The organism is Streptomyces sp. NBC_01474 (assembly GCF_035918215.1).
Lineage (GTDB): Bacteria > Actinomycetota > Actinomycetes > Streptomycetales > Streptomycetaceae > Streptomyces > Streptomyces aureus.
Genome location: NZ_CP109449.1, coordinates 1181613 through 1193718 on the forward strand (window position 1 = coordinate 1181613; position 12106 = coordinate 1193718).

The following is a 12106-nucleotide window of genomic DNA, read 5'->3' on the forward strand; positions in this document are numbered from 1 at the left end:
TGGACAATTATGGAAGACGAAACGTAATTTCAACACCGAAGCGACCGACGAATCATTCGTCGCCCTAAGTTTGTCGCTCCAGGCGTGGGGAGAATTGAGATGGGTCAGCCCGTGGTGGTCTTCACCGACCCCGAGGAGCTGGATGTCGAGCCGGGCGAGCGCCTGCTGCGCGACGCGGGCTTCGAGGTCCGCGTCGTCGGGAGCCGCGACCCCGCCAGGATCGCAGCGGCGGCGCACGACGCCGAGGCGCTGATCGTCGGCTACGCCCCCGTGGACGCGGCCCTCCTGGACCGGCTGCCCACCGTGCGCATGCTGGCCACGATGTCCGCAGGCTACGACATGGTGGACACCGCCGAGGCCCGCCGGCGCGGCCTGTGGGTGAGCAACCTGCCGCACGCGGCCACCGAGGACGTCGCCGTGCACGCGCTCGCCGCCACCCTCTCCCTCGTACGCCACCTGCCGCACGCCGACGCCACGGTGCGCGGCGGCGGCTGGAACACGGAGTTCGGCGGACTGCCGCGCCGGGCAAGCGAGTTGACGCTCGGCCTCGTCGGGTTCGGCCGTATCGCGCGCGCCGTGGCGCGGATGGCGGCGCCCGTCTTCGGCCGCGTGGCCGCCTTCGACCCGCACGCCGACCCGGCCGGCTGGCCGCCCGAGGTCGACCGGCTCGGCCTCGACGAGCTGGTCGGCCGCGCCGACGTGCTGTCCTTGCACACCCCGCTCACCCCGCAGACCCACGGCCTCGTGGACGAGGCCCTGCTCGCCCGGATGCGGCCGGGCTCGTTCCTCGTGAACGTCTCGCGCGGTGAACTCGTCGACGCCGACGCCCTCCTGCGGGCACTGGACAGCGGGCATCTCGCCGGGGCCGCACTCGATGTGTTCCCGGTCGAACCCCCGCCCGCCGACGACCCGCTGCGCACCCACCCGCGCATCCAGCTCTCCCCGCACAGCGCGTTCCTGTCCGACGCCTCGCAGCGCGCATACGTGTGTGCGCCCGCCGAGAACGTCATCGCCTGGCACCGCACCGGCCGCCCGCTCACCCCCGTGGTCGACCCGACTCTCGAAGGAGCCGTCTCGTGACCGACCTGCTCACCCCCGCCGCCGATCAGGACGCCGCGCAGACGGAGCTGCGGCTGCGCCGTGAACTCGCCGCCGTCTACCGGCTCGTGGCCCATTTCCGCATGACCGACCTGATCTTCACGCACATCTCGCTGCGCCTGCCGGGCCCGGACCACCACTTCCTGATCAACCCGTACGGGCTGCTGTTCGAGGAGATCACCGCCTCCAACCTGGTCAAGATCGACCTGTCCGGGAACCCGGTCGAGCCGACCCCGCACCCGGTCAACCCGGCCGGGTTCGTCATCCACAGCGCGATCCACGCCGCCCGCGAGGATGCCCACTGCGTCCTGCACACGCACACCAAGGCGGGCTGCGCCGTCGCCGCGCAGCAGGGCGGGCTGCTGCCGCTGAACCAGATGTCGATGGAGTTCCACAACCGGGTCGGCTACCACGACTACGAAGGTGTGGCGCTCAACCTGGACGAGCAGAAGCGCCTGGTCGACGACATCGGCGGCCACCCCGCGCTGATCCTGCGCAACCACGGCCTGCTCACCGTCGGCGGGAGCGCGGCCCAGGCGTTCCTGCGCATGTACTACCTGGAGAAGGCCTGCGAGATCCAGGTCACCGCCCAGGCCGGCGGCGTGCCTCTGACTGTTCCGTCGCCGGAGGTGTGCGAGTACACCGCCCGGCAGCTCGCGGGCGAGGCGGAGGCCGACTCGGACTTCCAGGACGAGGACGCGTACGACCTGGCGTGGGCGGCGATGCTGCGCCTCCTCGACCGGATCGCGCCCGACTACAAGGACTGAGCGGGAGCCAGACGCTGAACCGAACGGCAGCGGAAGTGGACAGCGGGGCCCCTGTCGGGCCCCGCTCGCCCTTCGTACGGTGGTGCTTCGCCTGGAGTTCACCCTCACGTCACCCCACGACCGCCATGATCAGTAAGCATTTGTCCTTCCGATCGCGGTTTCACCAGGGGGAACGACAGTGCAGAGCGCCCGTGCCAGACGTGTGATCAAGCAGAGCGTTCCGGCCGGTGCGGCTGCCGTCGCGGTCACGCTCCTGCTCGCGGGGTGCGGGACGGGTGGCCCAGGTGCCGCCGACCATCGCGCGTCCTCGGCCGGCGCCTCCCCCGTCGCCGACATCGACTGCGCGGGCAAGAGCCAGGTGCCGGGCTCGGGTTCGACGGCCCAGCAGAACGTGATGAAGTACTGGATCGACCAGTACCAACGCGCCTGCCCCGGCGTCCAGATCGCCTACAACCCGCTCGGATCGGGTGCCGGCGCCGCCCAGTTCCTGCGCGGCGCGACCGCGTTCGGCGGCTCGGACAGTGCGCTGAAGCCCGAAGAGGTCGAGCTGTCGAAGCAGACGTGCACCGGCGGCCGGGCCATCAACCTGCCCATGGCGGGCGGCCCCATCGCGGTCGGCTACAACCTGCCCGGCGTCGACGACCTGGTCCTCGACGCCCCGACCCTCGCCGGGATCTTCGACACCCGGATCACCACCTGGGACGCCCCGCAGATCCGCGCGCTCAACCCCGACGCGAAACTCCCCTCGACCCGCATCCGCCCGGTGCACCGCTCGGACGACTCGGGCACGACGCAGAACCTTCAGGCCTACCTCGCCGGCGCCGCCCCGGCCGCCTGGCCCTACCCGGCGGAGAAGTCCTGGCAGGCCAGGGGCGGCGGCTCGGCGAACGGCTCCAGCGGAGTCGTCTCCGAGGTCAACTCCTCGTACGGGTCGATCGGATACTTCGAGCTGTCCTTCGCGGCGAGCAGCCACGTACCGACCGTCCGCATCGACACGGGCGCGGCGGAGCCCGTCGCCGCGTCGCCGCAGTCCGCGTCCGCGGGAATCGCCGCGGCCCGCGTGACCGGGCAGGGCAAGGACATGTCACTGAAGTTCCGCTACGGCCACTCGGCCGCGGGGGCGTACCCGATCGTCCTGGTCACGTACGAGATCGTGTGCGACAAGGGCAACCGAGCCGCCACACTCCCGGCGCTCAAGTCCTTCCTCACCTACACCGCGAGCGACGAGGGCCAGCAGGCACTGACCCGGATCCACTACGCACCGCTGCCGGACACCGTCGCGACCCAGGTGCGGCAGACTGTGCAGTCCCTTTCCTGACGACGCGGGGCCGCACCTTCCAAGCACACTTTTCCGCAAGTACCCTGAGGTCAGCGGGAGTTCGCGCGGCAGGGCGTGACGCCCCGTTCCCCTCGTCGCCCGTGAGTGTCACCATGCTGAGCCCGGGCATGTCCCGCGGCCTGACGGGAGGCTCGTATGGCTCAGGTGTACTTGCGGCGGCTGTCGCGGTGGCAGGCGGAACAGCAGCGGGAAGCCGTCGCTGACGTGTACGTCTCGGCGTACCACGGGGCCGCGGGCACCGAGTACCGCGACCGGCAGGGATTCCTGACCCGGTTCGAGAAACACGGTCAGCGGCCCGACTTCGACATGGTGGTGGCCGACTCGGGCGGGCTCGTCGGCTGCCTCTACGGGTACCGGGCCGACCGCACCGGTGACTGGTGGGCGGGCTTCCGGGGTGACCTGCCGACCGAGTTCGAGGAACTCACCGCGTCCGGCCGGGCCTTCGTCCTCGCCGAGCTGATGGTGCTGCCCGCGCATCGGCGCCACGGCGTCGCGACGGACCTGCAGACACGGCTCCTCGCGCGCCACGACACCGACCTGATCGTCGCGGCGGTGCCCCGGTCCGACCCCGCCGTACCCGAGGCGCCGGGCTCCGCGCTGCTGCGCTCCTGGGGCTGGCTGGACCTCGGCACATCGGGCCTCGGCGACGCACCCGGAGCGAGCGAGAGGCAGGTATGGGTGCGCAGGCCCGTGAGGTGAGCTCCGGCCGCTCCCCCACGGACGATCTATAACCTCTCCCCATGGGTCTGGACATCACCGTTCTCGTCGTCGACTGGGACCACCTCGGGCGGACGCCTGCCGCGGAGCGCCTCGGCATGCTGGAGGACGCCGCATGCCCGGACGACGACTGCGACGACGGTGTCGGTGGCGCGGACGCCGGGGTCGAGCACGGCTGGGTGCGGCGGCCCGATACGCCGTGGTGCGCCCTGTACGAGTTCTTCCGGACTCTCGGTTCGTTCAAGCCGCACTTCTGGGCCGGCCAGGCGTGGGAGGACGTCCGCGACTTCGCCGAACCCGACCTGCGGGCGGCGCTCGACGTGTTCCTGGCAGGGCTGTTCTGGCTGGGCCCCGACGACGCCGACACGGGCGCGGAGGATGAGCCGATTGTCGGGCTCTTCCCCGCCGAACGGGACCCGTGGCACCCTCGACTGCTCGTCGTCCGCACGCCGGAGCAGGTCCCGGACCTGGCGCGCGCGTGGGCCGTTGCCGCGCCCCTTCTCGAAGACCTCCGCGCGCCGTACGCGGTGCACGCGGAGAGACCCGGGCGCTGGACAGCGAACTTCGAGGAGTTCGCCATCCTGGTCCGCGACTGGGGCGAGGTGGTGACCGAGGCGTCCCGGAGCGGGCGTGGCCTGATCGGACTCCCGATCTGACGACACATGGCGACAACTGCCGACATCTGAAGACAACCGGCAGCCCTGGACACCGTTGCCGCCGACGGTCCCGTACCGCCTCCCACCTCCTACGACCGGCCTCAAAGCTCAGTTGACGCGCATGGGATGCTGAGGCGTCCGCGGATCATGGCTGGATCAGGAGAGTGCGGCAGAGTGAGGGCAGTGACACGGCTGACGAGGATCGGTGGCACGTGGGACCGGTTCGTGGCGTCCGATCCGGGGCTGCTGCGGCTGATGGCGGGACTGCGGACGGTCGGCGCGATCGCGCTCACCCTGGCCGTCCTCGCGGCGCTCCACACCGATGTGACACACATGGTCGCCGGCGCCATGGCCGCGATGGTGGCCACCTTCGCGATCAGGGAGAAGGACGTACGCGGCCAGGCGGTCACCCTCGCCCTCGGCCTGCCCGTGGCGCTCACGGCGGTGTCGCTCGCCGCGCTGCTGCACAACAAGGTCATCGCGGGTGACCTCTTCTTCATCGCCCTGATCTTCGGGGCCGTCTACAGCCGCAGGTTCGGTGACCGCGGCACCGCGCTGGGTCTGATCGGCTTTCAGATCTACTTCGTCTCCCTGTTCGTGAGCGCGACGGTGTCGTCGCTGCCACGGCTGTACGCGACGCTGGCCATCGCCTTCGCGTGCAGCGCGGTCGTGCGCTTCGCCGTCGTGCCCGAGACACCGGAGCAGGTCCTCGGCCGACTGCGTGACGCGTTCAGGGCACGGCTCGCGCAGCTCGTGGACACGCAGGCCGAACTGCTCGACGCCGAACCCGGCCAGCTGGAAAAGGTCCTCGACGACCTGCGGCGGGGCACCGCGCGCCTGCACGAGACGGCACTGATGATCCAGGGCCGCCTGGAGGAAGGCACCCGGGACTCGGCCACGGCCGCCCTCGTGCAACGCAGGGTCGCCGACGCCGAGATCGCGGCCGAACGGCTCGGCGTCCTGCTGCTCAACGCCCGCAGCGCCGAACGTGCCGACACCCTCACCCTGCACCTGCCGCACGCACCCGTTCCGGAGCCGTCGAAGCGCCTGTACGCCGACGGCGACACGACCGCGACCCTGCGCCGCGACCTCAACGCTCTGCACCTGCTCGTCGCCCGCCCCGTGTCCGGCGACCGCGGGACGGCGCTCGCGCACGTACGCAACCGGCTGCTCGCCTACCGCGACGAGGACAATCTGCCGCGCGGCTCCGCCGCCGTGCAGGACGTCTTCCGCGGGATCGGTGAGGCGGCGCGCGCCGTCATGGGTCTGCGGGTCGCCCTCGACGGACCGCAGGACGAGTCCGACGACACCCCGGCGACGACGCGCTCCCGCGAGGAACTCGACGCCGAGGACCTCGCGATCACCGGCTCCGAGCAGGACGAGGACGACGCGGACGACCGCACCGGGCTCCAGCGGCCCACGACGCGGGCCGCGTTCCAGGTCGCTGTGGGCTCGTCCCTGGCCATCGTCGGCGGCGAGTTCCTGTCCAGCCAGCGCTGGTACTGGGCGGTCCTGACGTGCTGGGTGGTCTTCCTCAACACCGCGTCCACGGGCGAGATCCTGGTCAAGGGCTACCGCCGGCTCCTCGGAACGGTGTTCGGCGTGGTCGCCGGTGTCGCGCTCGCGGGCGTGGTCGGCAACCACACCTGGACGGCGTTCGCCCTCGTCCTGGTCTTCATCTTCGCGATGTTCTTCACCGCGCCGCTGTCGTACGCCCTGATGTCGTTCTTCGTCACGGCGATGCTGGGCCTGCTCTACACGCTGCTGAACACCTACAGCCTGGACGTGCTGGTCCTGCGGATCGAGGAGACGGCGCTCGGCGCCGCGTGCGGCATCATCGCCGCGGTGCTCGTGCTGCCGGTGCACACGGACCGCCGTACCGACGAACTCCTCAGCACGGTCCTGGTCAGGCTCGGGGACGTCGTGTCGGCCGCCGTGGAGCAGCTCAGCGGCGGACCCGCGGTCGACCTGCTCGACAAGGCCCGGGACCTGGACACGGCCCTGGACGATCTGCGCGCCTCCACGAAGCCGCTGACCCACCCGATCACGCCGCTGCGCGTGCGGCGGCAGACGGCCCGCTATCTGGTGGCACTGCTGGAGACCTGCGCCTATCACGCCCGGTCCCTCGCGGCGACGGCCGAGCTGGTGCCGTACAGCAAGACCATCGCGGCGGATCCGCGGCTCGAGCGGGCCGGGGTGCGTATCGCCCACAACATCGGCGTGATCGACGCGCATGTGCGGGACGAGAAGACCGGCGGAGAGGTCCAGTCGGGCGCGAGCATCGCCTCGATGCTGGAGGCGGACGGAACCGGGGCGCTGCGCTCGGGCACGGTCACCTTCCGCGTGCTGCGGCATCTCCAGCGACTCGACGAGGGGGTCGTGGGTCTCGCCCGGCCGCTCGATGTGCCGGTCGCGGGGCGCCGGCGCTGAGCGCTGTGGCCTTGTGGCCTTGTGGCCTTGTGGCCTTGTGGCCTTGTGGCCTTGTGGCCTTGTGGCCTTGTGGCCTTGTGGCCTTGTGGCCTTGTGGCCTTGTGGCCTTGTGGCCTTGTGAGAAGTCGGGCACGGAGCGGGCCGGGGCGGCCTGATCGGCTGCCCCGGCCCGTCGACTGTGTCCGTCCCCCGGCCGTCGAGTGGCCGGCGGTCAGGCGTCGTTCCGAAGGCTAGAGAACGCCGGACTCGGAGATGGTGACCTTCGCCGAGGGCGCACCGCTGCGGGAGCCGAGGCCCTCGATCTTCTTGACGAGCTCCATGCTGGACTCGTCGGCGACCTCACCGAACACGACGTGCTTGCCGTCGAGCCAGTCGGTCACGATCGTGGTGATGAAGAACTGCGAGCCGTTGGTGTTCGGGCCCGCGTTGGCCATGGAGAGCAGGCCCGGCTTGGTGTGCTTGAGCTGGAAGTTCTCGTCGGCGAACTTCTCGCCGTAGATGCTCTTGCCGCCCGTGCCGTTGCCGGCGGTGAAGTCGCCGCCCTGGAGCATGAACTGCGGGATGATGCGGTGGAACGACGACCCCGCGTAGCCGTAGCCCTTCTCGCCCGTGGCCAGGGCACGGAAGTTCTCCACCGTCTTCGGGACGACGTCGTCGAAGAGGTTGAAGCTGATGCGCCCGGCGGGCTTGTCGTCGATGGTGATGTCGAAATATGCCTTGATTGCCATGGCGACATCCTTGCACTCCCCATGGCCCGAGCGCTCCTCGGGCCGGGCTTTCGCAGGTCGCACGGGTCGCGCGTCCACTCGATCGGCCCGCCCCCGGATCGGCGACGGCGCGGCGACCGGGCAGCGCCCCGCTGAACGAGGCGCCCCGTCCGTACGTACGTGAGGCGAGGGGACGGGCCGGTCGGCATTCTCAACGCCCTTTCCCCTCAAGGTCGTTGACCTTTTGCCCGTACGCCGTTCCGCACGTTGGGGAGTCTGGATGAGGCACGCACGACGCACCGCCCGGCGGATCACACGCCTCGCCGCCGTCGGTGGCCTGCTCTGCGGAAGCCTGTTGGTCACGCGCGCGATAGCGAACGAACCCGGCGCCTCCGGTCCACCCGTTCCGGCGGGCGAACGGCTGGTGGCGCAGCTCGGTGCCGCCCGCACGGCAGGCAGCTGGCTCGGCGCGGACGGGCGGACGGTGGTCGCGGTGACCGACGCGGGCGCGGCGGCGGACGTGCGGCGGGCCGGGGCGCGGGCCGAGGTCGTGCGCCACAGCATGCGCGATCTTCGCTCGGCCGCCGCGACGCTGCGAGCTGCTCCCCGGGTGTCGGGTACGGCGTGGTCGATGGACTACGGCTCGAACGAGGTCGTGGTGCGGGCCGATTCGACCGTCTCCGCAGGCGACTGGTCCCGGCTGGCCGGCGTCGCCAGGACCATCGGCGCGTCCGTCCGCATGGAGCGCACCCGGGGCACGTTCACCACCCGCGTCGACGGCGCCTCGCCGATCTTCGCGAGCGGCGGGCGCTGCTCGGCGGGCTTCGACGTGACCGACGGCAAGGCCGCGTTCCTGCTGACGGCCGGGCATTGCGGCCCGGTCGGCACGACGTGGTTCGCACGGCCCGGCGACGCCACCGCACTGGGCACCACGGTGAGCGGCACGTTCCCCGGGAACGACTTCTCCCTCGTGCGTTACGACGACGGGGCACCGCGCGCCCAGAGTGACGTCGTCGCCATCGGCGGAGGCCGTGGCGTGCGCATCACCGGGGCGGCCGACCCCGTGGTGGGCCAGCGGGTCTTCCGCAGCGGAAGCACCACAGGGCTGCACTCCGGCCGGGTGACCGGCTTGAACGCGACGGTGAACTACCCGGAGGGCACGGTCACGGGCCTCGTCCAGACCACGGTGTGCGCCGAACCGGGCGACAGCGGCGGCCCGCTGTTCGCCGACGGGCTCGCCCTGGGCCTGACGTCGGGCGGCAACGGGAACTGCGATGCCGGGGGCACGACGTTCTTCCAGCCCGTCGGAGCGGCGATGACGGCCCTCGGCGTACGCCTGACCGGCACGTCTGGGGACGACGATGCGGAGGCGGGGGCGGGTTCCGGGCAGGCGCGGCCCGGCGGCGACGTGGCGCCGTCCGCGCCGCCCGCAGGATCCGAGGCGGGTGCTCCGGGTGAGGGCGGGACGGGGACGGGAGTCGGGACGGGTACGGGAGTGGGGACGGGGACGAACATGGGCGGGGCCACCGATACCGGGAACGGCACCGCCTCCGGCACGGGAACCGGCGCCGACACCGGCCCGGTCGCCGCGATCTCCAGGGTCGTGAACACCCGCAGCGTCGGCCCGGGCCTGCTGGTCATCGGCGGGAGTCTGATCGCCCTGGTGGCGGCGCGCTCCATGCGTTCGTCACGGCGGGGGCGCGGGGCCTGGTGATCGGCAGGAGACCGGGTGTGCCCCCTCCTGGTCGCACACCGCGTTGGCGCAGACCCTCCCCCCTCCAGATCTTCAGCCCAGACTGGACAGCCTGGGCTGAAGGTTTTAGCGTGGGCGTATGAACAACGCCGAGGGCATCGACCACGCCGAGGGCATCTCGGAATCCGCGGACCGTGCCGCGCGCGAACTGCGCGTGATGTTCAGCCGCCTCCGGCGCCGCCTGCGCGAGGTCTCCGACAGTCAGGACCTCACCCCGTCCCAGGTCTCCGCGCTCAACCGGCTCAGCAAGGCGGGGGCCGCCACGGCCAGCGGTCTCGCCGCCTCCGAGGGCGTGCGGCCGCAGTCGATGGCCGCCACGCTCGCCGCGCTCGACCAGCACGGGCTGATCGAGCGCCGGCCCGACCCCGAGGACGGCCGCCGCCAGCTGGTCACCCTCACCGACGCCGGCCGCGAGAGCGCGGAGGGCACCCGGCAGGCCCGCGGCGAATGGCTGGCCCGCGCCTTCCAGGACAACTACTCAGAAGAGGAGCGCCGGACCGTCGTCACCGCGCTGACCCTGCTGGAGCGGCTCACGGAAGCCTGACCGGAACGCTCACCCGTCACGGTCGACCCCGGCCGCCCCACTCTGAAATCGAACCACCCCGAAAGGCCCCACTCATGGCTCTCACCACCCTCGACGCGCGCACCGCCCTCGTCGTCATCGACCTCCAGAAGGGCATTGTCGGCGCACCCACCACCCCGTACACCGGCGCCGAAGTCGTCGCCCGCTCGGTCGAGTTGGCGGACTCCTTCCGCTCGCACGGCCTGCCGGTCGTCCTCGTGCGCGTCAGCGCCGCCGCCGACGGGGCGGACGCCGTGCCGGGGCGCAACGAGACCCAGGGACGCACCGGCGCCCGGCCCGAGGGCTGGGACGTCATCGTGGACGAACTGTCCGGCCACCCGGAGGACATCACGGTCACCAAGCGCAACTGGGGCGCCTTCTACGGTACGGACCTGGACCTCCAGCTCCGCCGCCGCGGCATCACGCAGGTCGTGATGACCGGCGTCGCCACCAGCATCGGTGTCGAGTCCAGCGCCCGCGCCGCCCACGAGCACGGCTACCACGTCACCCTGGCCACCGACGCGATGACGGACCTGGACGTGGAGGCGCACCGCAACAGCGTCGAGCGGATCTTCCCGCGCCTCGGCGAGACCGGCACGACGGAGGAGATCACCGAACTCCTGGCGAAGACCCGCGCCTGATAAGCGAGTCGAGCCCCGACGCCCGCCCCGCCACTGGTCGGATTCCGGCCGGTACGCTGCCCGACCTTGGCGGAACGGACCCGTCCGGGACAGGATGCCCGCATGAAGGGTGATCTCTTTTCCAGCGAGCACGTCGTACAGCCCGCCTCCGCGCCGGGAATGACCGCACAGAACGCCAAGTCGATCCGCTACGCCGTCAACGGCGACATGATGGCCCGTCAGGGAGCGATGATCGCCTACCGCGGGAACCTGCAGTTCGAGCGCAAGGGTCAGGGCATGGGCGGCATGCTCAAGCGCGCGGTCACGGGCGAGGGCCTGCCGCTGATGACGGTGCGCGGGCAGGGCGAGGCCTGGTTCGCGCACGAGGCGCAGAACTGTTTCATCGTCGACGTCGAACCGGGCGAGGCCCTGACGGTCAACGGGCGCAACGTCCTGTGCTTCGACTCCACGCTCTCGTACGAGATCAAGACCGTGAAGGGCGCGGGAATATCCGGCGGAGGCCTGTTCAACAGCGTCTTCACCGGTCAGGGCAGACTGGGGCTCATCTGCGAGGGCAACCCGCTGGTCATCCCCGTATCGCCGCAGCAGTCGGTGTTCGTGGACACGGACGCGGTCGTGGGCTGGACCGCCCATCTCAACACCTCGTTGCACCGGTCGCAGTCCATCGGGTCGATGATCCGCGGCGGTTCGGGCGAGGCCGTCCAGCTGAAGCTGGAGGGTGAGGGGTACGTCGTCGTGCGTCCGAGCGAGGCGACCCCGCAGAAGGTCCAGCAGCACTGACGCCCCATTGTCCTCGCGCACTGCGAGGTGGCGGCCCCGGGAGCCGGTGAGCCGTCGCCTCGAGGTGCGTCGGCTCAGGGTGCGTCATCTCAAAGTGCGTCGGTTCAAGGCGTCATCTCAAAGTGCGCTGCCACCTGACCTCGCCGTCGTGCATCCGGTCCGTGGGCGCCAGTCCGCACGCCTTGGCGACGGCTGCCGACGCGGCGTGGTCCGGGTGGATGTGCGCGACGACGGTGCGTACGGGCTGCCGCCCGAGCCAGTCGACGAGTGCGAGCGCCGCCTCCGTGGCGAGGCCGCGTCCCTGCCACGGCACTCCGACGACCCACGCGATCTCGGCTTCGAGCCCGTCGTCGCCGGGGCCGACCGTGGCCTGGACCGTCCCGGCCAGACACTCCTCACCGCTGATCCGCAGCACCCAGTTGCACCACGAGACCGCCGGGTCCGGGGAGCCCGCGACCAGTCGCCCGTAGCGTTCGCGCAGCTCCCGCGCCGACAGCGGCGCGCCGCCGATGAACGCATGCAGAGCCGGGTCGCCGAGCACCGCGGCCATCTCGTCGGCGAACTCCACCTGGAGCGGTAGGATTTCGAGCCTTTTGGTCCCGATGTCCGTCGCGGTCAGGGGTTCGCGAAGTCTGCCCATCGCGTCACCGTACGTC

General features: G+C 71.3%; 12 protein-coding genes. 10 read left to right on the top strand and 2 right to left on the bottom strand.

Annotated elements, in window-relative coordinates:
• Nucleotides 1–99: 99 nt before the first annotated feature.
• From OG758_RS05680 to OG758_RS05705, 6 genes are all read left to right on the top strand, one after another.
• Nucleotides 100–1080: a C-terminal binding protein gene (locus tag OG758_RS05680; RefSeq protein ID WP_326708927.1), complete on the top strand. Its 981-nt coding sequence runs from the start codon at nucleotides 100–102 to the stop codon at nucleotides 1078–1080.
• Nucleotides 1077–1865, top strand: a complete 789-nt coding sequence (locus tag OG758_RS05685) for a class II aldolase/adducin family protein (protein ID WP_326708928.1) — start codon at nucleotides 1077–1079, stop codon at nucleotides 1863–1865. The genes OG758_RS05680 and OG758_RS05685 overlap by 4 nt, the downstream gene beginning before the upstream one ends.
• 202 nt (nucleotides 1866–2067) lie before the next feature.
• A complete protein-coding gene (gene pstS, locus OG758_RS05690) occupies nucleotides 2068–3183 on the top strand; it encodes a phosphate ABC transporter substrate-binding protein PstS (protein WP_326708929.1) in 1116 nt (371 codons plus the stop codon).
• Nucleotides 3184–3339: 156 nt separating this feature from the next.
• On the top strand, nucleotides 3340–3903 hold the full coding sequence (locus OG758_RS05695) for a hypothetical protein (protein ID WP_326708930.1): 564 nt from the start codon (nucleotides 3340–3342) through the stop codon (nucleotides 3901–3903).
• Between the two features lie 41 nt (nucleotides 3904–3944).
• Nucleotides 3945–4577, top strand: coding sequence for a hypothetical protein (locus OG758_RS05700; protein WP_326708931.1), 633 nt, complete (start codon nucleotides 3945–3947; stop codon nucleotides 4575–4577).
• A gap of 255 nt (nucleotides 4578–4832) precedes the next feature.
• Nucleotides 4833–7007: an FUSC family protein gene (locus OG758_RS05705; RefSeq protein ID WP_326715817.1), complete on the top strand. Its 2175-nt coding sequence runs from the start codon at nucleotides 4833–4835 to the stop codon at nucleotides 7005–7007.
• A 230-nt stretch (nucleotides 7008–7237) separates the two neighbouring features.
• Here OG758_RS05705 and OG758_RS05710 read toward each other — a convergent pair whose 3' ends face one another.
• Nucleotides 7238–7735, bottom strand: a complete 498-nt coding sequence (locus OG758_RS05710; RefSeq protein ID WP_100593257.1) for a peptidylprolyl isomerase — start codon at nucleotides 7733–7735, stop codon at nucleotides 7238–7240.
• A 259-nt stretch (nucleotides 7736–7994) separates the two neighbouring features.
• On the opposite strand from OG758_RS05710, the gene OG758_RS05715 reads away from it, so the two are divergent.
• From OG758_RS05715 to OG758_RS05730, 4 genes are all read left to right on the top strand, one after another.
• Entirely contained in the window at nucleotides 7995–9428 is a 1434-nt protein-coding gene (locus OG758_RS05715) for a S1 family peptidase (protein WP_326708932.1), read from the top strand.
• Between the two features lie 118 nt (nucleotides 9429–9546).
• On the top strand, nucleotides 9547–10011 hold the full coding sequence (locus OG758_RS05720; protein WP_326708933.1) for a MarR family winged helix-turn-helix transcriptional regulator: 465 nt from the start codon (nucleotides 9547–9549) through the stop codon (nucleotides 10009–10011).
• Nucleotides 10012–10085: 74 nt separating this feature from the next.
• Nucleotides 10086–10670 carry a hydrolase gene (locus OG758_RS05725; protein WP_326708934.1) on the top strand — a complete coding sequence of 195 codons (585 nt, stop codon included), beginning with the start codon at nucleotides 10086–10088 and terminating at the stop codon, nucleotides 10668–10670.
• A gap of 102 nt (nucleotides 10671–10772) precedes the next feature.
• Nucleotides 10773–11450: an AIM24 family protein gene (locus tag OG758_RS05730; protein WP_326708935.1), complete on the top strand. Its 678-nt coding sequence runs from the start codon at nucleotides 10773–10775 to the stop codon at nucleotides 11448–11450.
• A 112-nt stretch (nucleotides 11451–11562) separates the two neighbouring features.
• Here OG758_RS05730 and OG758_RS05735 read toward each other — a convergent pair whose 3' ends face one another.
• On the bottom strand, nucleotides 11563–12090 hold the full coding sequence (locus OG758_RS05735; RefSeq protein WP_326708936.1) for a GNAT family N-acetyltransferase: 528 nt from the start codon (nucleotides 12088–12090) through the stop codon (nucleotides 11563–11565).
• Nucleotides 12091–12106: the final 16 nt, after the last annotated feature.